Annotated in this window: 23 protein-coding genes and 3 pseudogenes; 10 read left to right on the top strand and 16 right to left on the bottom strand. The window is 72.8% G+C overall.

Annotation, left to right across the window (positions count from 1 at the left end; genetic code table 11):
• Nucleotides 1-5: 5 nt before the first annotated feature.
• From ABZ490_RS17430 to ABZ490_RS17405, 6 genes and pseudogenes are all read right to left on the bottom strand, one after another.
• Nucleotides 6-1,151 (bottom strand): arabinogalactan endo-1,4-beta-galactosidase, encoded by a 1,146-nt coding sequence (locus tag ABZ490_RS17430; RefSeq protein ID WP_358990345.1) that lies wholly within the window; start codon nucleotides 1,149-1,151, stop codon nucleotides 6-8.
• A 553-nt stretch (nucleotides 1,152-1,704) separates the two neighbouring features.
• Entirely contained in the window at nucleotides 1,705-4,596 is a 2,892-nt protein-coding gene (locus ABZ490_RS17425) for a SpoIIE family protein phosphatase (RefSeq protein ID WP_358990343.1), read from the bottom strand.
• A gap of 114 nt (nucleotides 4,597-4,710) precedes the next feature.
• Nucleotides 4,711-5,888 (bottom strand): annotated as a pseudogene (locus ABZ490_RS17420) (MFS transporter).
• 47 nt (nucleotides 5,889-5,935) lie between these two features.
• Entirely contained in the window at nucleotides 5,936-8,035 is a 2,100-nt protein-coding gene (locus tag ABZ490_RS17415; protein ID WP_358990340.1) for an iron ABC transporter permease, read from the bottom strand.
• 7 nt (nucleotides 8,036-8,042) lie between these two features.
• On the bottom strand, nucleotides 8,043-9,017 hold the full coding sequence (locus ABZ490_RS17410; RefSeq protein ID WP_358990337.1) for an iron-siderophore ABC transporter substrate-binding protein: 975 nt from the start codon (nucleotides 9,015-9,017) through the stop codon (nucleotides 8,043-8,045).
• Nucleotides 9,014-9,895 carry an ABC transporter ATP-binding protein gene (locus ABZ490_RS17405; protein ID WP_358990335.1) on the bottom strand — a complete coding sequence of 294 codons (882 nt, stop codon included), beginning with the start codon at nucleotides 9,893-9,895 and terminating at the stop codon, nucleotides 9,014-9,016. Before ABZ490_RS17405 ends, ABZ490_RS17410 begins: the two co-directional genes overlap by 4 nt.
• Before the next feature lie 68 nt (nucleotides 9,896-9,963).
• Between ABZ490_RS17405 and ABZ490_RS17400 the strand changes: the two genes are divergently transcribed.
• A complete protein-coding gene (locus ABZ490_RS17400; protein WP_358990332.1) occupies nucleotides 9,964-10,785 on the top strand; it encodes a siderophore-interacting protein in 822 nt (273 codons plus the stop codon).
• A 4-nt stretch (nucleotides 10,786-10,789) separates the two neighbouring features.
• Here ABZ490_RS17400 and ABZ490_RS17395 read toward each other — a convergent pair whose 3' ends face one another.
• Complete coding sequence (locus ABZ490_RS17395; RefSeq protein ID WP_358990330.1) at nucleotides 10,790-11,515, bottom strand: N-acetylmuramoyl-L-alanine amidase; 726 nt, start codon at nucleotides 11,513-11,515, stop codon at nucleotides 10,790-10,792.
• Between the two features lie 303 nt (nucleotides 11,516-11,818).
• On the bottom strand, nucleotides 11,819-12,925 hold the full coding sequence (locus ABZ490_RS17390) for a sodium-dependent transporter (protein WP_358990326.1): 1,107 nt from the start codon (nucleotides 12,923-12,925) through the stop codon (nucleotides 11,819-11,821).
• Nucleotides 12,926-13,117: 192 nt separating this feature from the next.
• Between ABZ490_RS17390 and ABZ490_RS17385 the strand changes: the two genes are divergently transcribed.
• Nucleotides 13,118-13,957: a hypothetical protein gene (locus ABZ490_RS17385; protein ID WP_358990324.1), complete on the top strand. Its 840-nt coding sequence runs from the start codon at nucleotides 13,118-13,120 to the stop codon at nucleotides 13,955-13,957.
• 15 nt (nucleotides 13,958-13,972) lie between these two features.
• On the opposite strand, the gene ABZ490_RS17380 is transcribed toward ABZ490_RS17385, so the two are convergent.
• Genes ABZ490_RS17380 through ABZ490_RS17360 form a run of 5 tightly spaced genes read right to left on the bottom strand, consistent with a single transcriptional unit; the run spans nucleotide 13,973 to nucleotide 17,834 of the window.
• The gene (locus ABZ490_RS17380) at nucleotides 13,973-15,346 is read right to left on the bottom strand and encodes an ATP-binding protein (protein WP_358990322.1); all 1,374 of its coding nucleotides are present in this window, start codon (nucleotides 15,344-15,346) and stop codon (nucleotides 13,973-13,975) included.
• The gene (locus ABZ490_RS17375) at nucleotides 15,343-16,005 is read right to left on the bottom strand and encodes a response regulator transcription factor (protein ID WP_358990320.1); all 663 of its coding nucleotides are present in this window, start codon (nucleotides 16,003-16,005) and stop codon (nucleotides 15,343-15,345) included. The genes ABZ490_RS17380 and ABZ490_RS17375 overlap by 4 nt, the downstream gene beginning before the upstream one ends.
• Nucleotides 15,959-16,684, bottom strand: a complete 726-nt coding sequence (locus ABZ490_RS17370) for a phosphatase PAP2 family protein (protein WP_358990318.1) — start codon at nucleotides 16,682-16,684, stop codon at nucleotides 15,959-15,961. Before ABZ490_RS17370 ends, ABZ490_RS17375 begins: the two co-directional genes overlap by 47 nt.
• Nucleotides 16,681-17,172 carry a phosphatase PAP2 family protein gene (locus ABZ490_RS17365; protein ID WP_358990315.1) on the bottom strand — a complete coding sequence of 164 codons (492 nt, stop codon included), beginning with the start codon at nucleotides 17,170-17,172 and terminating at the stop codon, nucleotides 16,681-16,683. Before ABZ490_RS17365 ends, ABZ490_RS17370 begins: the two co-directional genes overlap by 4 nt.
• Entirely contained in the window at nucleotides 17,169-17,834 is a 666-nt protein-coding gene (locus ABZ490_RS17360; RefSeq protein WP_358990312.1) for a DedA family protein, read from the bottom strand. The genes ABZ490_RS17365 and ABZ490_RS17360 overlap by 4 nt, the downstream gene beginning before the upstream one ends.
• Before the next feature lie 135 nt (nucleotides 17,835-17,969).
• Between ABZ490_RS17360 and ABZ490_RS17355 the strand changes: the two genes are divergently transcribed.
• From ABZ490_RS17355 to ABZ490_RS17345, 3 genes and pseudogenes are all read left to right on the top strand, one after another.
• On the top strand, nucleotides 17,970-18,338 hold the full coding sequence (locus ABZ490_RS17355) for a BlaI/MecI/CopY family transcriptional regulator (RefSeq protein WP_358990309.1): 369 nt from the start codon (nucleotides 17,970-17,972) through the stop codon (nucleotides 18,336-18,338).
• Nucleotides 18,338-19,264 carry a M48 family metalloprotease gene (locus ABZ490_RS17350; protein WP_358990306.1) on the top strand — a complete coding sequence of 309 codons (927 nt, stop codon included), beginning with the start codon at nucleotides 18,338-18,340 and terminating at the stop codon, nucleotides 19,262-19,264. The genes ABZ490_RS17355 and ABZ490_RS17350 overlap by 1 nt, the downstream gene beginning before the upstream one ends.
• A gap of 161 nt (nucleotides 19,265-19,425) precedes the next feature.
• Nucleotides 19,426-19,584, top strand: a pseudogene (locus ABZ490_RS17345) (helix-turn-helix transcriptional regulator); the annotation flags it as partial.
• Nucleotides 19,585-19,617: 33 nt separating this feature from the next.
• Here the strand turns inward: ABZ490_RS17345 and ABZ490_RS17340 are convergent.
• Nucleotides 19,618-20,526: a LysR family transcriptional regulator gene (locus ABZ490_RS17340; RefSeq protein WP_358990303.1), complete on the bottom strand. Its 909-nt coding sequence runs from the start codon at nucleotides 20,524-20,526 to the stop codon at nucleotides 19,618-19,620.
• 72 nt (nucleotides 20,527-20,598) lie between these two features.
• Here ABZ490_RS17340 and ABZ490_RS17335 point away from each other — a divergent pair.
• Nucleotides 20,599-20,976: pseudogene (locus tag ABZ490_RS17335) on the top strand (RidA family protein); the annotation flags it as partial.
• Entirely contained in the window at nucleotides 20,962-21,360 is a 399-nt protein-coding gene (locus ABZ490_RS17330) for an antibiotic biosynthesis monooxygenase (protein WP_358990455.1), read from the top strand. The pseudogene ABZ490_RS17335 and the gene ABZ490_RS17330, both read left to right, overlap by 15 nt.
• A 6-nt stretch (nucleotides 21,361-21,366) precedes the next feature.
• Here the strand turns inward: ABZ490_RS17330 and ABZ490_RS17325 are convergent, their stop codons facing one another.
• Entirely contained in the window at nucleotides 21,367-22,197 is an 831-nt protein-coding gene (locus ABZ490_RS17325) for a class I SAM-dependent methyltransferase (RefSeq protein ID WP_358990453.1), read from the bottom strand.
• An 89-nt stretch (nucleotides 22,198-22,286) separates the two neighbouring features.
• Here ABZ490_RS17325 and ABZ490_RS17320 point away from each other — a divergent pair, with 89 nt between their 5' ends.
• Complete coding sequence (locus tag ABZ490_RS17320; RefSeq protein WP_358990300.1) at nucleotides 22,287-22,700, top strand: DUF5958 family protein; 414 nt, start codon at nucleotides 22,287-22,289, stop codon at nucleotides 22,698-22,700.
• Between the two features lie 20 nt (nucleotides 22,701-22,720).
• Nucleotides 22,721-23,440, top strand: coding sequence for an HAD family hydrolase (locus tag ABZ490_RS17315; RefSeq protein WP_358990297.1), 720 nt, complete (start codon nucleotides 22,721-22,723; stop codon nucleotides 23,438-23,440).
• Between the two features lie 32 nt (nucleotides 23,441-23,472).
• Here the strand turns inward: ABZ490_RS17315 and ABZ490_RS17310 are convergent, their stop codons facing one another.
• Complete coding sequence (locus ABZ490_RS17310; RefSeq protein WP_358990295.1) at nucleotides 23,473-24,408, bottom strand: LysR family transcriptional regulator; 936 nt, start codon at nucleotides 24,406-24,408, stop codon at nucleotides 23,473-23,475.
• 126 nt (nucleotides 24,409-24,534) lie between these two features.
• Between ABZ490_RS17310 and ABZ490_RS17305 the strand changes: the two genes are divergently transcribed.
• Nucleotides 24,535-25,779, top strand: coding sequence for an MFS transporter (locus tag ABZ490_RS17305; protein ID WP_358990292.1), 1,245 nt, complete (start codon nucleotides 24,535-24,537; stop codon nucleotides 25,777-25,779).
• The last annotated feature ends 86 nt before the right edge of the window (nucleotides 25,780-25,865 follow it).

Raw genomic sequence — 25,865 nt, 5'->3', positions numbered from 1 at the left:
GCGGGTCAGGAGCGGTAGTGGCCGAGGGTGCGCAGGCCGGGCAGTGCCTTGTCGTCGAAGTCGAACAGGGCGAGGTTCTCCCACGCGTTGCCCGATGCCGGGTCCTCCGGGTTCCAGCCACTGCCGGCACGGTACGTCCACGTGCCTTCCCAGTAGCAGTAGCCCAGGCCCCTGCCGTCGGGGACGGCGGCTGCCAGGTCGGCCACCGCGCGCAGCCAGGCGGACTGTCCTTCGGGCGTGGCGGGGTAGCCCTCGGTGAGCTGTGCGGGGCTGTTCATGATGTCGTTGATCTCGTCCTCGCTGTTCAGGGAGAACGGGTAGGCGGTCTCGGCGATGACGCAGGGCTTGCCGTAACGGGCCGTGATGTCGGCCATGTTGGCGGCGGCCTGGTCCAGGGAGCCGTGCCAGAAGGGGTAGTAGGACAGGCCGATGACGTCGAAGTCGACGCCGTAGGACACGGCGTTGTCGAACCACCAGCGGTAGAGGCCGTTGTCGCCGCCGTTGGCCAGGTGGAGGATGGTGCGGACGCGCGGGGTGGTGTCGCGTGCGGCGCGTAGCCCGGCCTTGAGGAAGGCCGCCAGGTTGTCCCAGTGGTCCCAGTTGCCGGTCGGCCAGAGCATGCCGCCGTTGAGTTCGTTGCCGATCTGCACCAGGTCGGCGGGGGTGCCCTGGCGCTTGAGGGCGCCGAGGACGTCTGCGGTGTGGTCGTAGACGGCCCGGGTCAGACCGGCCACGTCCAGGTCGGCCCAGGCCGCCGGCTTGGTCTGGTGCGCCGGGTCGGCCCAGCTGTCCGAGTAGTGGAAGTCGATCCAGAGGCCGACGCCCGCCCGCTTCAGGCGGCGGGCCAGCGGCAGGATGCGCTTCTTCGTGTTGTAGCCGTCGGCCGGGTCCACCCAGACCTTCAGCCGGGCGTGCGTGATGCCCGCCTCGGCGAGGATGCGGATCGGGTCGCCGAGCCGGCCGTCGGCCCGGCGGTAGACGGCACCGTGGTCCTCGTTCTTCGGCAGCGAGGAGATGTCCATGCCGCGGATCGGGAGACAGCGGGGCGCGGACCTGCCGGTCGTGGGGAGCGCGAAGGCCGGTGCGGCGCCCAGGGTCGGCACGGCCAGCGCCGCGGCGCCCGCCGCGGTGAGAATGCTACGTCTGCGCATGTCGAAGGTCCTTTCACAAAGGTCGGCTCGGGGATGACACGGGCGGGTGCGGTGGGGCACCGCTGGGAGGGGACCGGGGACCGGTCGGATCCGATTCCGGGCGCCCGGGGGGGGTTCGGTGGCGGTGCGGTCGGCGGCGCAGCGGAAGGCGGCCCGTTCGGCTTCCTGCACCACGAGCGCGATGTCTTGGCGCATCGGGGCGTCACAGGACTACGGCGAGGTCGCCCGCCGTAATCCTCGGTGGGCCGGGCGGTGATCCGGTCGGTGCTCCGCGCCGCCGACGCCTGCCTTCCCGGTCAGCCGGACGCCCTCCTCCTGTCCGAGCGGCAGGCGGTCGAAGGAGGAGGGCATGTCTTGCTCCGGGAGGATCGGCGGAACGCGGGCGGACAAGGGGTCGGCCATTTCCGTGAACGTGCACAGACATCACATCGGCTGACACCCTTCAGCTACACGTAGGTAACCCGAGGTGTGATCAGTTGGCAAGAGAAGGAAACGAAATTTCCTGTGCACGCTCCCAGAGTCGGCGTCGCCGCCGACCCTGCCGGTCAACTCGTCACGAGGATCGCGGCAGGGGCTGTTCCGTCCAGATGATCTTGCCGGTGGGTGTGTACCGGGTTCCCCAGCGCTCCGTGAGGCGGGCGACCAGGAAGAGGCCGCGGCCGCCCTCGTCCTCGGTCCTGGCGCGGCGCAGCCGGGGTGAGGTGCCGCTGCCGTCGGAGACCTCGCAGATCAGGGTGCGGTCGCGGAGCAGTCGCAGCTGGACCGGGCCGGTCGCGTGGCGGATGGCGTTGGTGACCAGTTCGCTGGCGATGAGTTCGGTCGTGAAGGCCAGTTCGTCCAGGTTCCAGGCGGTCAACTGGCTGGTGACCGCCGCGCGGGTGTGGGCGACCACCGCCGGGTCGCTGGGCAGGTCCCACTGGGCGACCTGTTGCGGACCCAGGGCGCGGGTGCGGGCGACGAGCAGGGCGACGTCGTCGGTCGGCCGGGCCGGGAGCAGGGCGTCCAGGACCGCCTCGCAGGTGTCCTCCGGCGCCCGTTCCGCGCAGGCCAGGACGGTGCGGAGGCGGTCCAGGCCGACGTCGATGTCCTGCAGCCGGTCCTCGATCAGGCCGTCGGTGTAGAGCACCAGCTGGCTGCCCTCGGCCAGTTCCAGCTCGGCCGTCTCGAACGGCATGCCGCCGAGTCCGAGCGGCGGGCCGGCCGGCAGATCGACGAAGTCCACGCGGCCGTCGGGGTGGACGACCGCCGGAAGCGGGTGCCCGGCACGGGCGAGGGTGCAGCGCCGGAGAACGGGGTCGTAGACGGCGTACAGGCAGGTGGCGCCGATGATTCCGGTGTCCGGGTGGGTGTTCTCCACCGCCCAGCCCTCACCGCGGTCGAGCCGGCCGACCAGGTCGTCGAGGTGGGTGAGGAGTTCGTCGGGTGCCAGGTCCAGGGCGCAGAAGTTGTGTACGGCGGTGCGCAGTCGGCCCATCGTGGCGGCGGCGTGCAGGCCGTGGCCGACCACGTCGCCGACGACCAGCGCGACCCGGGCGCCGGACAGCGGGATGACGTCGAACCAGTCGCCGCCCACGCCGGCCCTCGCCGGGAGATAGCGGTAGGCGACCTCGACGGCGTTCTGCTCGGGCCTGCCGCGGGGCAGCAGGCTGCGCTGGAGGGCGAGCGCGGTGTTGTGCTCGCGGGTGTAGCGGCGGGCGTTGTCGATGCAGATCGCCGCCCGGCCGACCAGCTCCCGGGCCAGGGACAGATCGTCCTCCTCGAAGGAGTCGGGCTGCTGGGAGCGGTAGAAGCTCACCACGCCGAGGGTCACGCCACGGGCCCGTACCGGGACCGTGATCAGGGAGTGGACGCCCGCCGCGAGCACCCGTCCGCCCCGTGCGGGATCGTTGGCGATCCAGCCGGGGGCCTCGGCCAGGACGGGTTCGAGCACCGACTGCCCGCTCTCCAGGCTCCGGGCCTGCGGCGTGGACGGGACGTAGGCGACCCGGTCGCCGACGCCGTACAGGGCCGGCTCCTCGTGTACGGCGCCCAGCGCGGCCCGGCGCAACGGGGTGCCCGCGCCGGTCGATGCCGGTTCCTCTCCGTGCAGCACCGGGTCGGCCAGGTCGACGGCGGCGAAGTCGGCGAACCGGGGAACGGCGACATCGGCCAGTTCCTCCGCGGTGTGGGTGACGTCCAGGGTGGTGCCGATGCGGACGCCGGCGTCGTACAGCAATTCGAGACGCTTGCGTGCCAGGACGGCCAGCCTGCCGACGCCGGGCTCGCCGACGAGCAGCAGCCAGCCGTCGTCCCCCGATCCGTCGGTGTCGGAAGCGGCCCCGGGAGCGGGGGCGGCCGCAGGGGTCCTGGGCCAGGCCGGTGCGCTGGACAGGGGCGACGGCACGACGGTGTACGTGTCGGCGGCGGACGTCACGGAGGGGCCCGATGCCGTGGCGGTCGCTGCGGGGGACGCCGTCGCGGCCGTCGCGGCGGCTCCGGCCGGCACCTCCGGCAGGGTGAGGTCGACGTGCCGCAGGCGCGGGCCGCCGAGGACACGGGCCTCGATGACCACCCCCGTCTCCCCCGCCGCGCCGATGACCGGGCGGCGCAGCAGGGTGGCGATCCGGCCGTCGGACAGGGTCACCTCGTCGAAGGCGCGGTGCGGTGAGGCGATGAGTTCCTCGGCCTTCTCCCGCAGCACGGCCAGGTCGATCCGGCCGAGGTCGCCGTCCTCGTGGAGGGTGCGATGGCCGAGGAAGGCGTGTGCGGGCTGTTGCGGCCATGGGCGCGTGCCGTGGGTGTCGCGCTCGGCTCGCCGGTACGCGGCGAGCAACGCCTGCTCGCGCTGCGTGGCCTGTTCCAGCAGCCGCTCCTCTATACCGTGGACGGCTTCACGGACCAGCCGCAGCATGGCGGGGTCGCCGTCGGCGCGCAGACAGGTGAGGTCGAGGACCGCCTCGACGTGGCCGCTGAGCGGATTGCGGATCGGTGCGCCCGCGCAGGTGAAGGGCTGCAGGCAGTCGGCGAAGTGCTCGCGGCCGACGACGTAGAAGGGGGAGCGCTCGGCCAGTGCGGTGCCGACGCCGTTGGTGCCCACGACCTGCTCGGAGGCGTCGAACCCGGGGGCGAACCGGATCTCGTCGAGGCGCTGGCGCAGGGTCCGGTCACCGCCGTAGCGCTGGATCATGCGCGCCCGGCCGTCACAGAGCACGACCGTCATGCTCACGTCGGCCAGGGACGCGGCCAGGTCCTTCAGGACCGGGTCGGCGGCACGCCGGAACCGGTCGTCCAGCTCCAGATCGGAGCTGTAGGGAACCAGCAACCGGTGCGGCTCCAGGCCGGCGGACCTGCACCGTTTCCAGGATTCGAGGACCGAGCCGCGTACGTCCGAGTCCACCCGGGCACCGGTCAGGAAGCGCTCGTGGGCATCGGCCAGACCCCCTATCTGGTCCCAGGCGACGGTCATCGGCACCACTTCCTTCACCTGGAGACGGTCTCGGCGCACACCGCTGCTCGGCTCGTCCCAGGGGAAGGGGAGCCCTCCAAGTGTCTTCACGGTAGACCCGCTGTGATGTGAATCTCAATGCGGGGGCGCTGTGCCTCCCCGGAGGGGGGTCAGGCCCGGTGCACCGAGTTCCGCGGCGCGGCGGCGCGCGTCCTCGTCGGTGTGGGCGTCGTAGGTGACGAGGCGGGGCAGCACGGCGGCCAGCAGGGCCACCGTGGCCACGCAGGCGAGGCCGCCGGTCCAGATGGCCGTCCGCGCCCCGGTCCAGCCGGCCATCGCGCCCGCACGGACCTGTCCGAGCTGCGGGCCGATGCTGTAGGAGAGCACCTCGATCCCGGCGAGCCGACCGCGCAGCCGGTCCGGGACGGTCTGGTTCCAGATCGTGGAGCGGCCCAGTCCGCTGACCATGTCCCCCGCCCCGGCCAGCGCGAGGCAGAGCAGCACCAGCCAGACGTCGGTCGCCCACCCGGCCGCCAGGATCGCCAGCCCCCAGGCGGCCGCCCCGAGCACCACCAGCAGGCCGTGGCGCCGGGTGCGGGACACCCAGCCGCTGCTGACGCTGACCAGCAGCGAGCCGACGGATCCGGCCGCGTACATCAGGCCGAGGGACCAGTCGGCGCCGAGGTCGTCGGCGAGGAAGGGGAAGATCGTGTTAGGGAACGCGAAGAACATCGCCGCGAGGTCGATCGCATAGGTGCCGAGCAGTACCGGTCGCGACCATGCGTAGCGGGCGCCCTCGGCGATGCCGCGCAGGGACGGGCGGGCCGCGTGCTCGACGGGCGGGACGGGCGACAGGCGCCGGCACATCAGGACCGAGACGGCGAAGCAGCCGACGGTGGTGGCGTACGCGGGGACGTTGCCGGCGTACGCCACGACCAGGCCGGCCAGGGCCGGTCCCCCGATCGCCCCGGCCTGCCAGCGCAGGGCGTGGAGAGCGGCGGCCGCGGGCAGCTGGTCGTGGGAAACGATCCGGGCCAACAGCGAGTCCATGGCGGGCCGCTGGAGCCCGGCGAGGGCCGCGACCACGGCGGCGACCCCGTAGAGCGGCCAGAGCAGGGGGACGGGCAGCATCGCGTTCACCAGCAGGACGGCCGCCATCAGACCGAGGCCGATCTCGGTGAGGACGATGACCTTCCTGCGGTCGACGGCGTCGGCGAGCGCACCGCGAGCGGTGAGCCGGTGAGGTCCTTGATCTGCCGCGGCAGGGCGGTCAGGGCCATGACGCTGCCGAGATGGGTGACCAGTCCCTGCACCTACAGCATGGTGGGGCTCCTGGGAGGGGGCGTCGGCCTGCGGGCCGTCACGCGACGCGGCGCGTGCGGATCAGCAGGTACAGGAAGTAGGGGGTGCCGATGACCGCCGTCATCAGGCCCGCTCCCAGTTGGGCCGGGGCGATCACGGTGCGGCCGACGAGGTCGGCGGTGCACACGAGGACCGCGCCGAGGAGTACGGCGACCGGTACGACGCACACATGCCGACGGCCGACCAGGGCCCGTGCCGCGTGCGGGGCGACGAGCCCCACGAAGCCGATGGTGCCCGCGGCGGCGACCGCGGTGGCGCTCAGCAGCACGCTCACGACCAGGAACCCGAACCGTGCCGACGGCAGCCGCAGTCCGAGCAGCCGCGGGGTGTCGCCGTCGAGGGAGACCAGGTCCAGCTCGGTCCGCCGTGTCACGGCCACCACCAGACCCACCGCCAGGGCTCCCGCCACGGGCAGGGTGTCGGGCAGCGTACGGCCGTACGTCGAGCCGGACAGCCAGGTGAGCGCCTTCGTCGCGTTGAACGGGTCCGTCAGGACGATGAAGAGGCTGATGAGCGCGGTCGTGGCGGCGGACACGCCGACCCCGACCAGGACCAGTCGGTTCTGGCCGAAGCCGCCCCGGGCCGTGAGCCCGAACACGACGACCGCGGTGACCGCCGCGCCCGCGAACGCCGCACCCGCGACGCTCCAGGACCCCGCACCGGAGACGGTGGTGACGAGCAGGACGGCACCGAGCGCGGCGCCGCCGGAGACGCCCAGGACACCGGGCTCGGCGAGCGGGTTGCGGGTGACGGCCTGGACGAGGGTGCCGGACAGGGCGAGGGCCGCACCGGCGAGCAGGGCGGCTGCGACCCGGGGCACGCGGGTGTCCAGGACGAACGCGACCGACCGGCCGGCCCTGTCCTGGGCCCAGTTCAGCACGTCGCCGAGCAGCAGCTTGCTGTCGCCGAGCAGCACACCCGCGACGGTCACGCCGACGAGTGCGGCGACGAGCAGCGCCACCGTCACGGCGCATCCCGTACGGCTCGGTATGCGCAGGCGTTCCGGCACGCTCGCGGCGGTGGTGTCCCGTACCCGCATCGCCATGACGACGAGGAACAGCGCGCCGACGAGGCTGGTGACGACGCCGGTGGGGACGGCGACGGCGGAGTCGGCGGGCACCGTGGCGCGCAGCAGGACGTCCGAGCCGAGGACCAGGACGGCGCCGGTCAGGCCGGCCAGCGGGAGGAAGGCCCGGACGCGGACGAACGGGCGTATCCGGCGGGCGAGCGGACGCACCAGGGCGGGTGCGCACAGGCCGACGAAGCCGAGGGGGCCGGCGAGGGTGACGGCCGCGGCCGAGAGGAGCGCGGCGAGGACCACGACGGTGACGCGGGTGCCGCGCACGGGGACGCCGAGTCCGCGTGCGGCCTCGTCGCCGAGGGCGAGGGCGTCCACCCGGCGGCCCACGAGCAGCAGTCCGGCCAGGCCGGCCACCACCAGGGGCGCCAGCTGCACGATGCCGCTGAATCCGTTCTGGCTGATCGAGCCCTGGCTCCACTGGTACAGGCCGTCGGTCCGCTCGGGGAACAGCAGGAGCAGCCCCTCGGTGACCGAGTACAGGCCGAGGGTCAGCGCGCTGCCGGCCAGCACGAGCCGGACGGTGCCCGCGCCGGGTCCGGACAGGGCCAGCACGACGGCCGCCGCGCCGAGGCCGCCGGCGAAGGCGACGCCGGAGGAGGCGAGCACCGGCAGGGAGGCGCCGGTGACGGTGACCACGCCCAGGGACAGGTACGAGCCGGCGTTCACCGCCAGGGTGTCGGGGGCGGCCAGCACATTGCGGCTGACCGCCTGGAGGGCCGCGCCGGCGATGCCGAGCGCGGCTCCGACCAGGAGTCCGGCGGTCATCCGGGGCAGCCGTGAGGCGATCACGACGGAGGCGTCGGCGGGGTCGGCCCGGCCGGTGAGAGCCTTGAGCACCTCGGCCGGGCCCACGGAGGCGGTGCCCTGGGTGATGTCGACGACGGCGAGGGCCGCGGTCAGCAGGACGAGCACGGCCGTCACCGCGGCCGCGCCCGTCCGGGAGGCCGTGGCCGGTGCCGGTGCCGGGTCCGGGGCCGTGGGGGTGATGACGGGAGCGGCGGGTTCGGTGACGGTCATGCCCCTGCTACTTCGTCAGGGCGCCGACGACGGCGTCGATGTAGGCCTCCATCGACAGCGCGCCGCCGAACATCCAGATGCCGTCGGACAGCTTGTGCACGTTGTCCTTCTTCACGAACGGCAGCGACGTCCACACGGAGTTCTTCGCGAGGTCCTGCGCGAACGGGTCGCTGGACTCGCTGTCGTTGCCGATGTAGGCGAACTCCACGTCGCCCAGGTCGCTCAGGCCCTCGACGTCGGTGGTGCCGAGGCCGTAGTCCTTGTCGCCCTCGATGGTCCAGGCGTTCTTCAGGCCGATGGCCTCGTTGACGGCGCCGATCAGCGAGCCGCTGGTGTACGGGCGGACGGAGACCTGGTTCGAGACGACGTAGCCGTCGGCGAAGGCGATCTCACGGTCGGCCAGTCCGGCGTCGGCGAGTGCCTTCTTGCCCTCGGCGACCTTGGCGTCGAAGGCCTTCTTCAGCTCGTCGGCCTTGGCGGTGGTGCCGGTGGCCTCGGCGATCAGCTCCAGGTTTCCCTCCATCCGCCCGATCTGGTCGGCGGAATCGGCGGAGTCGACCGTCAGCACGGGGGCGATCTTCCGCAGCTGCTTGACGGCCGACGTCGGCAGGTCGGTGTTGGCGACGATCAGATCGGGGGCGAGTGCGGCGACGGTGTCCATGCTGGGCTCGCCGCGGGTGCCGATGTCCTTGGGCGAGCCGGTCAGCGGTGCGGAGGCGTCCCAGGCGGTGTAGCCCTTGATGTCGGCGACGCCGACGGGCTGGACGCCGAGCGAGACGAGGTGCTCGATGACGTCCCACTCGGTACCGACGACCTTCTTGGCGGGGCCGTCGAGGTCGACCTTCGTACCGGTCGCGTCGGTGAGGGTGATGCTCCGGGCGCTGCTGGACGCGGAGTCGGAGGCGGCGGGCTCGGTGGTGCCGCAGCCGGCCAGGGCGACGGCGGCGGAGGTGGCGGCGAGGGCGATGAGGCGTCTTCTCATGGGGTGGTGCTGAGCCTTTCGGTGCGTGCGTGGTGACGGCCCAGGGCGCGCGTGCGCAGCCGGCCGGTGGAGGGGTCGGTGTCGACGTCGATGCGGATGCCGTACGTCTCGGTGAGACGCTCCGCGGTCAGGACGTCCTCGGGCCGGCCGTCGGCGACGATCCGTCCCGCGTGCAGCAGGGCGATCCGGTCCGCGACGGCGGCGGCCTGGTCGAGGTCGTGCAGGACGACGCCGACCGCGATGCCGTGGTCGTCCGCCAGGTCCCTGGTGAGATCGAGCAGTTCGACCTGGTAGCGCAGGTCGAGATAGGCCGTGGGTTCGTCGAGCAGGAGCACGCCGGTCTCCTGGGCGAGGCAGCCGGCGAGCCACACCCGCTGGAGCTGCCCGCCGGAGAGGTGTTCGGCGCCCCGCTCGGCCAGGGCCTCGAGGTCGGTCATGGCCAGCGCGCGGGCCACGGCCGCCGCGCCGTCCGGGTCGGTCCCGCCCCAGCGTCCCCGGTAGGGGTAGCGCCCGAACTCGACGACCTCCCGTACGGTCAGTCCGCTCGGCGTGGGCCGGCCCTGGGTCAGCAGGGCCACCCGGCGGGCGAACTCACGCGATGTCAGGGCGAGGGCGTCGGTGCCGTCGCCGTCCTCGCCGTCCCCGCCGCCCAGGGCGAGCGTCGCCGTGCGGGCCCGCTGGAGCCGGGCCAGGGTGCGCAGCAGGGTGGACTTGCCGCTGCCGTTGGGCCCCACCAGGGCGGTCACCTGGCCCGGCCTGAGCGTGAGCGCCGCGCCGTGGACGACGTCCTTGCCGTCGTACGACACGGTCACGTCACGCGCGACCAGCTCTTGCCCACGTCGGCGATGTGCCGCGGGTGCTTCCTCGATCGAACTCACAAACTAAGGTTAGCCTAACCTAACTAAATTGATCAACATGCGACTTAGCTTAGGCTAACCTTCCTTCCATGGCGAAGATCCACCGGCTCATGCCGGAGAACCCCCGGATGTTCCGCGCCGAGGTCGTCCGCACCCGGCGCGTCTCCCCCTCCCTGCACCGGCTCACCGTCGCGGGCGCCGACCTCACCGCGTTCGCGTGGCAGGGCTACGACCACTGGTTCCGCCTCTTCCTCCAGCTCCCGCACCAACGGCGGCTGCGGCTCCCGGAGTTCACCGGCTCCCGCTGGTGGCAGCCGTATCTGGCCATTCCCGAGGAGGAGCGGCCGCACTGCTCGAACTACACCGTGGCCGACTTCCGGCCCGGGACGGCCGAGCTGGACATCGACTTCGTCGTGCACCGCGGGCCGGGCGGAGAGCTGGAGGGCCGCGCCGCGATCTGGGCCTGCGCGGCCCGGCCCGGTGACGCGCTCGCCGTCCTCGACCAGGGCCGCCTGTTCGACTGCCCGCAGGACGCCTCGGAGGTGATCGTCGCCGCCGACGAGACGGGACTGCCCGCCACCACGAACATCCTGCGCTCCCTGCCCGCGCACACGGTCGGCCGGCTCATCCAGGAAGTACCCACGGCACGGGACCGGCGCACCCTCGACTCACCGGCGGGCATGCGGGTCACCTGGGTCGTCCGCGACGACGACACGTCCCCGCCCGGCACGGCCACCCTGGCGGAGCTACGACGGCACACGCGCGCCGACCCCGCCGGATACGCCTTCGTCGTGGGCGAGTCGACCCTGGCGACCGAGGGCCGCCGGCATCTGCACCGCGCCGGCCTGCCCAAGGACCGCATCACGTTCTCGGGGTTCTGGAAGCACGAGGCCCATCCGGCGGCGGCCTGAGGAGTCAGGCGCTGGGGACGTGCAGGTCATGCCGGCCGGGGATGCCGGCGGCGGAAGCCTTGAAGTAGTCGTACGCCTCCTGAGCCGCCGCCAGGACCTTGTCGTAGACCCCTTCCATGTACGGGCCGGCGCATTCGGTCGCTTTCCAGTGGTGGTGGTAGAAGAGGTTGCCCGTGCCGGGGCGTTCGCCGACCACCTTGGCGAAGAGCCAGCCGGCGAGGCGTGCGGCTTCCTTCCAGGTGGTCTCGGCGACCGTCCAACCGGGCGCGAGCGTGGCGTTCGCCATCTCGATGCTGACCGAGCCCTGATTGCCGACCTTGTTGCCGACGGCCCACGCGTACTCGTTCACCTTGACGTACTGGGCCACGGCACCGGTGGCGTCCACGTCGAAGTGGGCCGAAGCCGGGCGGGTCTTCCAGAGGTCGAGCAGACCCTGGTGCGAATACCGGCCGGCGTTGTGGTGCAGCGTGACCGACGTCTTCCGGTAAGGCGTGTGGTAAACGTGGCCCGTCGCACTCAGCTTGTCGATGAAGTCCGCGACGGTATGGTCGTAAGCGATGGTGGCGGCCATGTGAGAGGCCTCCCCGTCGTTCTCCACACCGTCCTCGGGAAAGGCGACGAAATCGCTCTCCGGAAGGTCGTCGAGGCGGTCGGTGCCGGGCCCGTCGCCGGTGTCCGTCTTCTCGAGAGCCGCCTTCACGTCGTCGTCGTCGAAGTTCTTCTCGGACATGACGTCGTCCTCTCAGTCCACAACTCGCTTCTGCGACGCCGTGGCCTCAGCGCTTGGACGTTTTTCTGTGACGGGCCGACGGTGCGTCGCGGCGGTGATCGGCGAATGAAGTCTCTACCCGGGGGGAGGAATTGCCGAAAGGTGGCCCCTCTTAGCCGCAACTTCGCCGTGCGAGGCGGCTTTACGAGGTCTGAAAGATTACTCATTGCCAGCATATGACAGCGGCAGGGACCGGGCAAACAGAATGATGTCGGGGATTTCGGCGGCGCCACGAGGTCAACCACCGGCGGGAAGGCAGGGGCCTCACCGGTCGTCCTCGTCCGCCGGTTGAGGCCCGGCGGGGGCGGTCGTGCGTCGGCGGAGCAGCGAGGTGGGGAAGCGGCCGTGGACCACTTGGTCGGCTGCCGTCTTCTGGAGGAGGCCGTAGGCGAGGACCGGCAGGAGCAGGTGGGGTTTGTCGGGCAGGGTGGTGGTGATCAGTGCCGCGCCCGCGCTGCTGTTGGTCATGCCGCAGGCGAGGGTGAGGGACGAGGCCGCGGCGGTGTCCAGGCGGAGCAGCCGGGCGGCGCAGCGGCCGACGGCGAAGGAGAGCAGGCACACCAGGGCGGCCACGGCCAGCGCCGCCGCCAGCAACTGGGGGCGTGGGTGGGCCAGGAACGAGCCGAGGGCTCCGGCGGCGTTGACGTACGTCAGCAGCAGCGAGCCGGCGAGGGCGGCGGGCACGACGGTGATCAGGGCCCGGGGAAGCCGGGACGCGGGCAGGGCGAGCCGGCAGAGAAGGCCCGCCGCGCAGGGCACGACCACTCCCCCGAGGGTGAATCCGCCGCCCGCGGTCTGGGCGGCCCGGCTCAGACGGTCGGCGTACTCCGGGCTGAGCAGCGGCAGCAGGGCACCGGTGGTCAGGGGCACGGCCAGGGGGCTGAGGAGGGTGGAGGTGACGACGAGTCCGACCATGGCCGGCTGGTCGCCGTTGCTCCTGTCGGTCCAGACGGTGGCACCGGCGGCGACCGGCATCGCCACGACGAGGATCATCGCGGTGACCAGGCCGCTGCCCCCGTCGGCGTCCGGCGTCAGGCGGAGCAGGAACGCGACGGCGGGAATGACCAGCAGGGGGATCGCCAGATGCAGGGCCAGCCCGGCGAGCAGGGTCCGCGGGCGGCGCAGCAGCCCGCCCAGCGCCTGGACGGGAACCTGGAGTCCGGCGGAGAACAGGACCAGGGCGAGCAGGAGTTGGGGGCTGTGCAGGGGCAGACGGGCGGTGTCCCCGAGCGGGACGGTGTGGGTCCGGCGCAGCCACAGTCCGGGCGCGGGCAGAAGCGCGGCGGCCGCGTAGGAGACGGCGACGGCGCGGCCGAGCCTGTGCCGCAGCCAGGCGGCCGGACCGCGGGCGGTCGGTGGGGTGTCCTCCATGAAGGCTCTTCTCCGTCACGGTGGTGGGGCGGGGGCGGGGGCGGGGGCAGCGGCAGGAAAGGAGGCGGCTATGCCGTGCGGGAACGCGTCGGTGTCCATGGCGCCCATGCTGCTCCCGCGCGCGGCGACGGGCGGCAGGTGCCGCGCGACGGTCAGGATGCGTTCAGGTGGCCGGTGGCACCGTCGGGCCCCATGACGTACGAGACATCCGAGACATCGTCGATTCCGCTGCCGGGCGGGCCGTCCGCTCCGGCGCGGCACCGGTTCCGCTGGAACAAGGTTCCCGAGGTCACCGTCTACTTCTGGATCATCAAGGTGCTGTGCACCACGGTCGGCGAGACGGTGGCCGACCTGCTGAGCGAGAAGGCCGGGCTGGGGCTGACGGGCGTGTCGCTGCTGATGAGCGCGCTGCTCGCCGCGGTCCTGGTGGTCCAGTTCCGTACGGCGGGCTACCGCGCGGGGGTGTACTGGCCGGTCGTCGCTCTGATCAGCGTCGTCGGGACGCTGATCAGCGACAACCTGACCGACCGCATGGGGGTTCCGCTGGAGCGGAGCACCACCGTGTTCGCGGTCGTGCTCGTGGTGGTGTTCGTCGTCTGGTTCCGTCGCGAACGCACCCTGTCCATCCACAGCATCGACACCGTGCCCCGGGAGGCCTTCTACTGGCTCGCGGTCCTGTTCACCTTCGCGCTCGGAACGGCGGCGGGTGACCTGGTGTCCGAGCGGATGGACCTGGGGTACCGGGTCTCCGCGCTGTTGTTCGCCCTCGCCCTCGCCGCGGTGGCGGTCGCGCGCTTCGCCCTGGGACTGGACGCGGTGTGGAGCTTCTGGATCGCGTACGTGCTCACCCGGCCGCTGGGGGCGTCGGTCGGCGACTACCTCTCCCAGCCGGCCGGCGACGGGGGACTCGGTCTGGGCACGGTCGTGACGAGCGCGGTGTTCCTGGCGGTGATCCTGGGCCTGGTGGTGTACCTGTCGGTGACGCGGAAGGACGTCACCGGGGCGGCGGAGGCCGAGGGGGCGGCCGGCTGAGCCTCACGGGCACGCTCACCCTGCGGGCAGGGTGAGCGTGAAGCGGGCCCCGGGGGTGTGTCGGGGATCGTGGGCGATGTCGCCGCCGGCCGCGCGGGCCAGGCGTCGCGCGAGGGCGAGTCCGAGGCCCGCACCGTCGTGGCCGTCCGTGGCGTCGGCACGCCGGCCGGGCTGGAACAGCTGCTCGGTGAAGGTCTCCGGTACGCCGGGGCCGTCGTCCTCGACATCGACGTGTACGACGCCGGGTGCCGGCCGGGCGCGTACGGTCACCTCGTGGTCGGCGTAGCGGGCGGCGTTGGCCAGGAGGGGGCTGACGATCCGTTCGAGGAGGGGGCCGGTGACGGCCGCGTGCAGTTCCGCGTGCGCGGTGTCGAGCCGGGTCGTCACCGGGTGGGGGGTGTCGAGGCCCTCCGTCAGGCGGCGCAGCACGGACACGGCGTCCGTGGTGCCGGGGGCGGTGGCCGGGTGGTGCGCGGGGTCGCGGGCGTCGTCGAGCAGGGTGTCGCAGATGGCGCGCATGGCGTGGGCGGCCTCGGCGATCACCTGGTGGGTGGCGTGGGTCTCGGCCGGGGTGCGGGGGCGGGCGTGCCACCAGTCGAGTTCGGCGACGATCCGGGCGAGCGGGGTGCGCAGTTCGTGCGACAGCTCGCCGGTCAGCCGCTGTTCGTGGCGCAGCACGGCGCGTATCCGGTCCAGGAGCGCGTCGAGGGAGGTGCCGAGACGGGCGAGTTCGGTGGGGTGCCGTGCGGCGCCGAAGCGCTGGGGGGAGGTCACGGCGCTCCACCGGGTGGCCTGGTCGGTCATGGTGCGGACGGGGCGCAACGCGCGGCCGACGGCGAGACGGGTCAGCGCGTAGGTGCAGGCCAGCATCACCGCGTCGAGGACGAGGGAACCGAGGAGCAGGGTGTCGGCCGAGCCGCGGTACGGGGCGAGGTCCAGGGCGGTGACGACGGTGGCGGTGGTGCGGCGGCCGGCCACGATCCGGGAGCACAGGCGGACGGAGCCGTGCCCCTCGCGGACCGTCGAGCAGGTCCGCTCCCCCTGCGCGGCGAGCCGGTCGGCGGCTGCGGTGAGCGCGCTGCCGGGCGGGGCCGACGGCGGCTTCTCCACCAGTCGGGGGCCGTCGTAGATCCAGACGTTGGCGTCGAGGAGTTCGTCGTTGACGGTCTCCAGGACGCGCACGCGGGGGCCGGTGGTGTCGACGGTGGTGGCGACCGCGGCCGCCCGGCCCAGCAGTTCGTCGTCCGCCTGTTGCCTCAGCTGCCGTTCCGCCATCGTGTGGAAGACCAGGGTCAGGGCGGTCATCAGCAGGGTGGCGGTGGTCAGCGCGACGAGGGAGAGCCGTCCGCGCAGGGTGCGTGGGGCCAAGCGCCGCAGAAGGCGGTTCATGACAGGCGGTGTCCGATCCCGCGGGCGGTGCCGATCGTCAGTCCGCTGCCCGCCCCGCGCAGTTTGCGCCGCAGCCGGCTCAGATACTGGTCCAGCGTGTTGTCGCTGACGTGTGCGCCCTCGGGCCAGCCCGCCCGGACCAGATCGCGTCGGCGCACGAGGGTCCCGCCCGCCGCGCCGAGCGCGGCCAGCAGCCGGAACTCCGTCGGGGACAGGTCGACGCGGACACCGTGCACGCTCGCGTGGTGGCCCATCGGGTCCAGGACGAGGTCGCCGACGGTGGCCGGGGGCAGGGGGCCGGACCGCCGGAGTGCCGCGCGCAGCCGGGCGGTGAGTTCGGCGAGGTGGAAGGGCTTGGGCAGGTAGTCGTCGCCTCCGGCGGAGAAGCCGGACAGCCGGTCGGTGACATGGTGGCGGGCGGTCAGGAAGAGGACGGGGGCGCGGAATCCGCCGGCGCGCAGTGCCTGGCACACGTCCCGTCCGTCGGCGTCGGGCAGCCCGACGTCCAGGATCACCGCGGCGATGTCGGCGCCGGCCAGTCTCAGGGCGGTGGCTCCGTCGGCGGCGAGGACGGGGGCGAGGTCCTCGTCGTCCAGGGCACGGCGCAGGACGTCACGCAGGGCGTGATCGTCCTCCACGACCAGGATCTTGGGGCGCATGTTCCTCCGGGTGTCGCGGGTGGGTCGGTCGGGTGGGGAAGGCGGCGGGCAGCCAGTGGGCGGCGGCGCACAGACACACCCCGAGCCAGCCGACGGCGAACAGCCAGCCGCCGATGACATCGCTGAACCAGTGCACCCCGAGATAGACGCGGGTCAGTCCCACCGCCGCTCCCCAGCAGCCGACGGCGACGGACAGGGCCGTGCCGCCGCGCGGGGCGCGCACGGTGAGCGCCACGATGAGCAGGCCCGCGGTGAGGGCCGCCGTGGTGGTGTGTCCCGAGGGGAACGACCAGCCGCTCGCGTGCGCGGCCCAGTCCCCCTGCGGCGGCCGGGCCCGGTGCGCGGCCTCCATCACGCCGTAGCGCAGGGCCTGCCCGCCGAGCAGACAGACGAGGCCCAGGGCGGCGGCCGCAAGCCGCTGCCGCAGGGTCCGCCCGGCCACCGCGCCGGCGAGCACGACGAGCGCGTACGGAATGACTCCGGTGCCGGTGGCGGTCACCCCGCGGGCCAGGGCGAGCAGCATGTCGGGGCGGTGGCCGAGGGACCAGGTGAGCAGGCCCTGGTCGGGCCATGTCGGGCCGCCGCTGCCGCCCGCGCTGTTCATGGCCAGCACCGCGAACGCGGTCCACGCGCCGGCCCCGACGCTGCCCGCCAGCTCGGCGACGTCCCTGCGCTTCATGAGACCGCGAGCAGCGGGCTCAGCCGTGTGCCGGTGAGAAGCCGGGCCACGGTCCGTGCCCGCCGTCGTATGAGGATCATCAGGCCGGGGGCGGCCGCCCCGCCCAGGAGGAGACCGGCGATCGCGTCGTGCGGGTGGTGCACGCCGATCCACACCCGGGAGGCCGCCCTCGCGAGAGCGGCCGCGGCCGCCACCGCGCCCGGTCGGCGGGAGACGAACAGGAGCGCGACGGCCGCGGCGGCGGCGTGATTGCTGGGGAACGACCGGGCGCCGTGGGCCGGGCGCGCCTCCGGCGTCCGCACCGCCGGGCTCCGGCAGGGCCGGTCCTCGCACACCGGCAGCTCGGCCAGGGCGTCGACGCCGTAGGCCGCCGACCCGGTCGCGGGCACGGCGAGCGTGGTCATCGCCGCGACGGCGTCCTTGTGTCCGGCCCGCCACCACCCCGCGAGCATGAGTACGGCGAAGACCAGCAGCCCGAGGAACGTCACGGTGCCTCCTTCGCCCCGGTCCGCCCGCGTCCCCGGTACAGCTCGGCGGCGAACGGGAGCAGCGACAGGAGCACGATCAGCGCGACCAGCGGCAGCAGATAGCGGTCCACGTTCGGGATCGACGAGCCCAGGGCGTACCCCGCGAGCGTGAGGCCGACGCTCCAGAGGAGGCCGCCGACGATCTGCCAGAGGGTGAACACCCGTGCCGGTACGCCCAGCGCCCCGGCCAGCGGATTGAGCACGGTCCGCACCACCGGCACGAAGCGCGCCAGAACGACCGCCTTGGCGTGTCCGTAGCGTGCGAGGAGGATCTCGGCGCGCTCGGCCCCGGCCCGAAGCCGGGCGGATCTGCCGCGGGACAGCAGGGCCCCGCCCGCCCGGCGGCCGAGCAGGTAGCCGCACTGGGCGCCGGTGAGCGCGCCGAGCGCCGCCGCCACCAGCAGCGGCCCCAGGGACAGCGCGACCCCGTGTTCTCCCGTGCCGGTGCACAGCAGGCCCGCGGTGAAGAGCAGGGAGTCGCCGGGCAGGAAGAAGCCGATCAGGAGTCCCGTCTCCGCGAACATCACCACGCCGACGCCCAGCACACCGAACGCGCTCAGCAGCGAGCGGGCGTCGAGCGGGTTCACCGCCAGCTGTGACGACAGGGCTACGGTGGCAGTCATCGGGCGGGTCCCTTCGTCGAGGCCGGCCGGACGGCGCCCCTGGCCTCCTGGACCTCCGGCGCGGCAACCCGACCGACTACAATCACGTAGACGGTCTACGACACTGTAGACGATCGAGGAGCGAGGAGGGTTCCCATGCCCGAGGCGAAGGACGAACGCCGGCCGGCGGGTGAGCTGGAGGCCGCCGTGCTGGCCGCGCTGTGGACCGCGGGCACACCCCTCACCCCGGCCCAGGTCCAGGCCCACCTCGCCTCCGATCTGGCCCGCACGACCGTGACGACGATCCTGTCCCGGCTGCACGAGAAGGGGACACTGGAGCGGGAGCGGCAGGGCCGCGGCTTCGCCTACCGCCCCATAGAGGACCCGCACGGCCTGACCGCCCTGCGCATGCACGGTGAACTCGACCGCGACAGCGACCGGGCGACCGTGCTGGCCCGCTTCGTCGACCGGCTCAGTCCGGACGACGAGCAGGTCCTGCGCCAACTGCTGGAGGAGGGGCCGTGATGATCGCCCTGCTCCTGGTCCCGCTGCTGCTGCCGTGCGCGGCGCCCGCGCTGGCCCGCCGGGTCCTCGACCGCTGTCCTCCGGTCGCCGCCCTGTGGACCCTCACCGTCTCCGCGCTCCTCCTCGCGGGCGGCAGCGTCGCCGCGCTCGGCACGCTCGCGCTGACCGGCCTGCTCAGGATCCCGGCCTTCGCCGCGCTGGGCGAGCTGGTCCACCCCCTGCGCACGCCCTCCGAGCGGCTGGTCCTGCCGATCGCCGCACTCGCGGCCGGCCTCCTCGTCCTGGCCGCCCTGACCCTCGGGACGTCGCTCGTACGGCAGGCGGCGGGTCTGCGCACCGCCCGCGCCCAGGCCGACCGCCGGCCGGCCGCGGGCGACCTGTGCGTCGTCGACTCCCCCCGCCCCGACGCGTACGCCCTGCCCGGCCGCCCGCACCGCATCGTCGTCACCACCGCCATGCTGCGCAGCCTCGACGCGTCCGAGCGCGAGGCGCTCTTCGCCCATGAGCGCGCCCACAACAGCGGCGGCCACCACTACTTCCTGGCCACGGCCGAACTCGCGGCCCACTGTCACCCGGCGCTGCGTCCGGTCCGGGAAGCCATCCGGCTGGCCGCCGAGCGAGCGGCCGACGAAGCCGCGGCCACCGCCGTCGGCGACCGGCACCTGACCGCGCGCGCCATCGCACGGGCCGCGCTGGCCACGACAGGACAGGACACCGTCCGGCCGACGGTCACGCCCGCGGCGACGACGGGTCCGGTCCCCCGGCGCGTGGCCGCCCTCCTGGCGCCCGCCCGGCACGCGCGCGCCGTGCCGTGGATCGCCGCGCTCCTCGCCACATGTGCCGTGCTGTCCTGCGCCACCGCGGCGACCGGCGCGTTCCGCGTCCACGAGGACATCGAGATCGCCCAGGGCGAGGCGGCCGACTGAGCCACCGGGGGCGGATGCCGGTGCGGGTGGTGCGGCGCATCCCCCGTGAGAGCCACCCCAGCCGTCCCCGGCCGGGTGATTCGCGGAGGGCGGCGGATTTCCAGCGTGGCAGCCGGATCGCCGAAGGCGCGACCGTCACAGGAAGGCCGCCATGAGGACGACGTCCCGCGGTCACCCGGCCGGCGCGGGAAGACGTCATCAGCGCCCTCACGCCCCGCGAGGCGGAGGTCCTGCGGCACATCGCCGAAGGGCTGTCCAGCGCCGAGATCGCGGCGCAGCTGTTCATCACTCCCGAGACCGTCAAGACGTACGTCTCCCGGGCTCGTCGACCCCCTCGTGCAGGGGGCGGCGGGTCAGGGCCTGTCCGGCGGTTCCTGGCTGATGGTCGCCAACAGGTGTGCGACCAGCGGATTGTGGTCGTCCCGGCGCCAGGCGACGGCCACGCGTGTGCGGGCGGTGCCGGGTTCGATCGCGCGGAAGGCGACGCCCTTGAGGCGGATGCGCCGGATGCCGGCCGGGGCCAGGGAGACGCCCAGACCGGTTTCCACGAGGGCGCACACGGTCTGCCATTCCACCGCGTGCTGGATCACCCGCGGGGTGAATCCCGCTGCCGTGCACAGGCCGATGATCTGGTCGTACAGCGGCGGACCGACCGTGCGGGGCAACAGCACGAAGGGCGAGTCCGCCAACTGGGCCAGACGGACGGTCCGTTGGGCGGCCAGCGGGTGGGTGGACGGCAGCACGGCCACGAAGGGCTCGCTGAATATCGTCCTGAAGCCGAGTTCCGTCTCGTCGGCGGGGGGTTCGCGCAGCAGACCGATGTCGATGGTCTTGTCGTGCAGGGCGGCGATCTGCGGAGCGGTCGTCATCTCGTGGATGTCCAGCTGCACGCCGGGCAGCCGGTCACGGAACGTGCGCAGCAGGCCGGGCAGGACCGTCAGGGCGAGGGAGGCCGCGAAGCCGATCCGCAGGCGGCCGGCGCGCCCGCTGCCGACGGCCCGGGCTGCGGCGAGGCCGTCCGCGAGCTCGGTGAGCGCGCGCCGGGCGGCGGGCAGCAGTTCGCTGCCGGCCGGGGTCAGGGAGACAGGCCCCGGGGCGCGGGTGAACAGCGCGTGGCCGACCTTGTCCTCCAGACGGCGGATCTGCTGGCTCAGCGGCGGCTGGGCGATGCCCAGGCGTGCGGCCGCGTGGCCGAAGTGGAGTTCCTCCGCGAGCACGACGAAGGCATGCAGCTGCGGCAGGGGGAGTTCGGGGCGCTCCATACGCCCAGAGATATCAGATCATGCAGGTGACCGTATTAGACGTATCGATGCGGGGCACTTAGCGTTCCGCGCATGACAGAGCGACGCGCGATCCTCGGTGGCTCGGCCTTCGAGGAGCAGATCGGCTATGCCCGTGCCGTGGTCGACGGCGACTGGGTGCACGTGTCCGGGACGACCGGGTTCGACTACGCCACCATGACGATCTCCGACGACGTGGTGGAGCAGGCCGAGCAGTGCCTGCGCACCATCGGGACGGCACTGGCCGAGGCGCAGTGCACCTTCGCCGACGTGGTGCGGGTGCGCTACCTCCTGCCCGAGCGCGCGGACTTCGAACCCTGCTGGCCCGTCCTGCGGCGTTGCTTCGGGGAGGTCCGGCCGGCCGCGACGATGCTCGTGTGCGGGCTGGCCGACCCCCGGATGAAGATCGAGATAGAGGTGTCTGCGCGGCGGGTCGCACCCCTCGTGCCGACCCTGCCCGTCGTGCCCGTCGAGGCCTTTGAACCTCCCTACTACGCGGCCGTGTTCACCACGGTGCGCACCCTGGACCAGAGCGAGTACGGCGAGACCAGCGCGTACTTGGAGGAGCTGGTGAAGGACGTCCCCGGCTACCTGGGGATGGACCACGCGCAGACGCCTGGCGGGCTGGGCATCACCGTCAGCTACTTCCGTGATGCCGACGCCCTCACGGAGTGGCGGACTGACGTCGAGCACCGCGCGGCGCAACAACGCGGGCGGGCCCAGTGGTACGAGACGTACACGCTGCATGTGGCGAAGGTGGAGCGGAGCCGCGGATTCACGCGCGCGGAGGTGCCGCAGGGTCCGACCGTGGGCTGACCTCGGTCACGGGCGCCGGGCGGGCCGACGGACCGCCGAGATCAGTCCGCCGGGCCGTTCCTCGTGCTGCGGCGGGGTGTCGAACGGGCGGCCGTATGCGGCGGCGCGCTCGCGCAGGGTGTGGCTGTCGGCCTCCCAGCCGTGCCCGGCCAGCCAGCCCACGGGGTCGTCGGGCATCTCCGAGACCCACAGGGACGCCGCCGATCCCGGTACGGCGTCCGCGCCGAAGCGTTCGATCACGCCGCGCGAGCCCAACGTCAGTCCCATCCGGCTGCCGACCGCCGACTGCGCGCTGATCCGGGCCAGCAGCGACTCCACCGCGTCCTCGGGCAGATAGATCAGCAGTCCTTCGGCGATCCAGACGGTCGGCAGCGCCGGGTCGTGGCCCGCGGCGGCCAGCGCGCCCGGCCAGTCCTCCCGCAGATCCACCGGGACGGTGATCCGCTCGCAGCGTGCGACGGCCCGCTCCCGGCGCAGCACCGAAGCCTTGAAATCCAGTGGCTCGGCGGTGTCGACCTCGAACAGCCGGGTGCCCTCGGGCCAGTCCATCCGGAAGGCCCGGCTGTCCATGCCGGCGCCGAGCAGCACGACCTGCCGGACCCCGGATTTGGAAGCCTGCCGCAACAGGTCGTCGAGGAACTTCGTCCTGATGACGATCGAGAACGCCACGCCCCTACGGCGGCGTCGCGCGGCCTCGTCACCGGGCAGCGGCGGCGAGGAGGGCCCCCGGCCACCGGCGGCGGCGAAGGCCCACGCCAGCGGGTCGCGGAACAGCGCGTTCTCCCGCTCGCTCTCCAACGCCCGCACCCTGGCGACCCCGACCGCCGTGGCCCACACTCCCGACGGCCGGACCCGCTCCTGCTCATCAGTCACCGCGCTAGCCTAAGTGACCGATGAGAAGGGCCCTGATGAGTGGAACCAGGTTCATGACTGACGGGCCGTTCCGGCGCGAGACCGAGCAGGTCGTCAACGAAATCGCCCAAGGGCTCCGCACATTGGACGCCGGTGTGAGCTGGTTCTCCGGCCTCGCCCCGACGCGCATGCGGGAGGTACTGCAGCAGGTCGCCGGCTACGCGATGCAGGCGCACATCACGGCTGAGGACGGCCGCGTGGGGGTGGCCCGGTCCGGTGTGAAGCCCACGGCCAATCCCTCGGTGATGATCTGCATGGACCCGCCCCGCTACGGCTTCGCGGACCTCCCCACCGCAGAACACGTCAAGGCGTTCCGTGTCCTCGTCTCCGTGTTCGCCGTGGCCGACACGCGCCGCCGCGACACGTACTGCAAAGGTGCCTGCCGTCACGCATGGCACAACCTGCCGACTCCAACCGAGCAGCCGTGAGAGCTGGAACGGACGGTCTCATGCCCATCCGAGGTGTGCTTTTCGATGTCGACGACACCCTGTTCGACTACTCGTCCTCGGAACGCATCGGCGTGCTCGCCCACTTGGAGGACCAACGGCTGCTCGACCGGTTCCCCGACCCCGACACGGCGCTCGCGTTCTGGCGGAAGATCATGGAAGCGCAGTACGCACGTTTCCTGAGCGGCGAGCTCACCTTCTCCGAGCAGCGGATCGAACGTACCCGCCAGTTCCTCTCCCACTTCGGGCAGGACACCTCCGCCATGCCGGACGAGGAAGCGTCCGCGTGGTTCGCCGGCTACGAAGCCCTCCGCAACGCCGCCTGGGCGGCGTTCACTGATGCCGAGCCCGTCCTCAGGGCACTCGCACCGGACTACCGCCTCGGCATCGTCTCCAACTCGTCCGTCGGCCACCAGCGCGACAAGCTGCACGCCATCGGTCTGCTGCCCTACTTCGACGACGTGCTCATCTGCTCCGACCAGCACGGCGCCGCCAAGCCCGCACCGAGCATCTTTCTCGCGGGCTGTACGTCCCTCGGTCTCCCGCCCCACGAGGTCGCCTACGTCGGAGACAAGTACACGATCGATGCCATGGGGTCACACGACGCGGGGTTGCACGCCTTCTGGCTCGACCGGGCGAACAACGAATCCGGCCATGTCACCAACGGCCGCATCCGCGTCATCCACTCCCTCCACGAGCTCCCGGACGCCCTCACCCGCTGAACCGGACCTCGTGCCCCGCGCCCGCGGAGCGTTCAGCGGGGAAGCACCCAGCCCGGTGTCCAGACCCCGGTGGTGTCCCGGTCCGCCGTCGTGGTGGCGAGGTGGGCTCGGAGGGTGGTCAGCGCCGGGTGGGGGTTGTCGCGGTGCCAGAGGAGCGAGTGCGGGTAGACGGGGGTCGGGTCGGTCACCGGGATACGGCGCAAGCCGTGGCCGGCGGGCCAGATGAGACGGGTGTGCTCACCCATGAAGGTGGCCAGGGCCGGGGTGTCGGCGATGGTGTCGAGGAGCGCGTCGGAACCGAAGTTGGGGCCGGTCGCCTCGATGGTGAGGCCGAACTCGGCGACGAGGTCGTCGTAGTAGGCACCCCACTCGGTGCCGGGGACGATGCCGGGCATCCAGATCCGGTGGCCCACGAGCTGGGCGAGGGTCACCGACTGGGCGCTCGCCAGCGCGTGGGCGGGGCCGGTCAGGAGTTGGAGCGGCTCGTCGAGCACCCGGACGGACCCGATGTCCTCGGGAAGGGGGCGACCGGGCACGGCGACGGCGCGGAAGGACGCGTCGATGGTTCCGGAGCGGATGGCGGCGACGGCTGTGTCCATCTCGAAGAGCATCACCACGTCGAGCTCGATCCCGGGGTGCGCCCGGTGGAAGTCACGCATCAGTCCCGACGCCGCGCCGCGCGAAGCGATCACGTCGACGCGCAGCGGCCGGCGGCCGGGGCGTACGGACGCGACCGCGCGCTCGGTGACCCGCAGCAGCTCGCGCGCGTGGGGCAGGAACGCCTGCCCGTCGATGGTGAGCTCGGTGCCGCGGGCGGCCCGGGTGAACAGCCGCACGCCGAGGCTGCGTTCGAGCGCGGCGATGCGCTTGGAGACGGCCTGCTGGGTGATCGACAGATCCGCGGCGGCCTTCTGGAACTGGCCCGCTTCCACGACGGCGACGAAGGTGCGTACTGCTTCGAGATCCACAGCGGCCACCTTAGGCAACAACGCATGGTTGTGGGTGGATGGCCGGGTAGTTGTTTGACCTGCTGCTGTGCCGCTCGCTTAGCTCTCCTGGGTCAACGTCGGTTTGTTCGGGTGGGAGTGCTGAGCGTGGTGGGCAGAAGACGCCTGGGGCGGCCGTTCGGGTGGCTGTGGGCGGCGTACGCGGTGAGCGCCTACGGGTCCGGGCTGGGGTTCGGTGCGCTGCCGCTGATCGCCGTGCTGGTGCTGCACGCCGGTCCCGCAGAGATGTCCGCGCTGTCCGCGGTGGGTCCTGCCGTGGGCGCGCTGATCGCGGTGCCGCTCGCGCCGTGGGTGGAGTTCCGGCGCAAGCGCCCGGTCATGATCACGATGGACCTGACCCGGTTCGCGGCCATGGCGACGATCCCGGTCGCCTACGCGTTCGGCCGGCTCGGCTTCGTCCAGCTGCTCGTGATCTCGGCCGTGGTCGCCGCGGCCAAGATCGCTTTCAACGCGGCCAGTGGCGCCCTCCTCAAGTCCCTCGTGCGGCCGGACGATCTCCTGGTCGCCAACGCCCGGTTCGAGTCCACGAACTGGAGCTCCATCGCGATCGGGCCACCGCTGGGCGGGGCGGCGATCGGCGTGTTCGGGCCGGTCACCACCGTGGTGGCCGACGCACTCAGCTACCTCCTCTCCGCACTGGGCATCACCGCGATCCGCGGCCGGGAGGAGGCCCCGCCGTCTTCCGGCACCAGCCCGGACCGGGCGGGCGCGTTGCTGGACGGCTGGCGGCACATCCTGGGCCATCCGGGCCTGCGGGCGCTCTACCTCAACAACCTGCTCGTCGCCGGTCTGATCATGGCCACCGAGCCGCTGCTGGCCGTGCTCCTCCTCCGCCAGCTCGGGTTCCCACCCTGGCAGTACGCCCTCGCCTTCGCCGCCCCCTGCCTCGGCGGGCTCGTCGGCTCCCGGCTGGCCCGCCGCGTCGTGGCCCGTCACGGCCGGCACGCGGTCTTCCGGACCGTCGGCACCCTGCGCGCCGTCTGGCTCGTCGGCCTGGTCTTCGTCCGTCCCGGCGTCGTCGGCCTCGTCACCGTGATGGCCGTCGAGCTGGCGATCATCGTCAACATGAGCCTGTACACCCCGGTGCTCGCGACCTACCGGCTCGAACACACCCCGAAGCATCTCGTCGCCCGTACCCTGTCGGCCTGGTCGATCGGCCAGCAGGCGGCCATCGCCACCCTCACCGCACTCGCCGGGCTGCTCGCCGACCTCACCAGCCCACGCACCGCTCTCGCGGCGGCGGGCCTGCTCATCCTCACCAGCCCCCTGCTGCTCCCCCGCCACGACCACGCGCCACGGCACGAGCCGGAGCTGACCCATGGCCCGCGGTGACGCACGGCACCGCCACCGGGGGCTCGGCGAAAGGGCGGTCGGCCGGTCGGCGTAGGCTGCGCTCAGTACAGTCACGGCCCGGGGGA

Origin of the sequence: Streptomyces sp. NPDC005811 (assembly GCF_040630405.1) — a bacterium.
Classification (GTDB): Bacteria; Actinomycetota; Actinomycetes; order Streptomycetales; family Streptomycetaceae; genus Streptomyces.
Note: the sequence above shows the minus strand (reverse complement) of the source record. Positions and strands in the feature narration are given on the sequence as shown.

What these genes read in the sequence shown, in the direction of transcription:
- ABZ490_RS17375 (WP_358990320.1), bottom strand. Translation starts at nt 16,005, where the DNA reads ATGCGCCCCAAGATCCTGGTCGTGGAGGACGATCACGCCCTGCGTGAC.
- ABZ490_RS17350 (WP_358990306.1), top strand. Translation starts at nt 18,338, where the DNA reads ATGATCGCCCTGCTCCTGGTCCCGCTGCTGCTGCCGTGCGCGGCGCCC.
- ABZ490_RS17425 (WP_358990343.1), bottom strand. Translation starts at nt 4,596, where the DNA reads ATGACCGTCGCCTGGGACCAGATAGGGGGTCTGGCCGATGCCCACGAG.
- ABZ490_RS17380 (WP_358990322.1), bottom strand. Translation starts at nt 15,346, where the DNA reads ATGAACCGCCTTCTGCGGCGCTTGGCCCCACGCACCCTGCGCGGACGG.
- ABZ490_RS17370 (WP_358990318.1), bottom strand. Translation starts at nt 16,684, where the DNA reads ATGAAGCGCAGGGACGTCGCCGAGCTGGCGGGCAGCGTCGGGGCCGGC.
- ABZ490_RS17360 (WP_358990312.1), bottom strand. Translation starts at nt 17,834, where the DNA reads ATGACTGCCACCGTAGCCCTGTCGTCACAGCTGGCGGTGAACCCGCTC.
- ABZ490_RS17395 (WP_358990330.1), bottom strand. Translation starts at nt 11,515, where the DNA reads ATGTCCGAGAAGAACTTCGACGACGACGACGTGAAGGCGGCTCTCGAG.
- ABZ490_RS17385 (WP_358990324.1), top strand. Translation starts at nt 13,118, where the DNA reads ATGACGTACGAGACATCCGAGACATCGTCGATTCCGCTGCCGGGCGGG.
- ABZ490_RS17315 (WP_358990297.1), top strand. Translation starts at nt 22,721, where the DNA reads ATGCCCATCCGAGGTGTGCTTTTCGATGTCGACGACACCCTGTTCGAC.
- ABZ490_RS17390 (WP_358990326.1), bottom strand. Translation starts at nt 12,925, where the DNA reads ATGGAGGACACCCCACCGACCGCCCGCGGTCCGGCCGCCTGGCTGCGG.
- ABZ490_RS17410 (WP_358990337.1), bottom strand. Translation starts at nt 9,017, where the DNA reads ATGAGAAGACGCCTCATCGCCCTCGCCGCCACCTCCGCCGCCGTCGCC.
- ABZ490_RS17355 (WP_358990309.1), top strand. Translation starts at nt 17,970, where the DNA reads ATGCCCGAGGCGAAGGACGAACGCCGGCCGGCGGGTGAGCTGGAGGCC.
- ABZ490_RS17340 (WP_358990303.1), bottom strand. Translation starts at nt 20,526, where the DNA reads ATGGAGCGCCCCGAACTCCCCCTGCCGCAGCTGCATGCCTTCGTCGTG.
- ABZ490_RS17415 (WP_358990340.1), bottom strand. Translation starts at nt 8,035, where the DNA reads ATGACCGTCACCGAACCCGCCGCTCCCGTCATCACCCCCACGGCCCCG.
- ABZ490_RS17430 (WP_358990345.1), bottom strand. Translation starts at nt 1,151, where the DNA reads ATGCGCAGACGTAGCATTCTCACCGCGGCGGGCGCCGCGGCGCTGGCC.
- ABZ490_RS17400 (WP_358990332.1), top strand. Translation starts at nt 9,964, where the DNA reads ATGGCGAAGATCCACCGGCTCATGCCGGAGAACCCCCGGATGTTCCGC.
- ABZ490_RS17320 (WP_358990300.1), top strand. Translation starts at nt 22,287, where the DNA reads ATGACTGACGGGCCGTTCCGGCGCGAGACCGAGCAGGTCGTCAACGAA.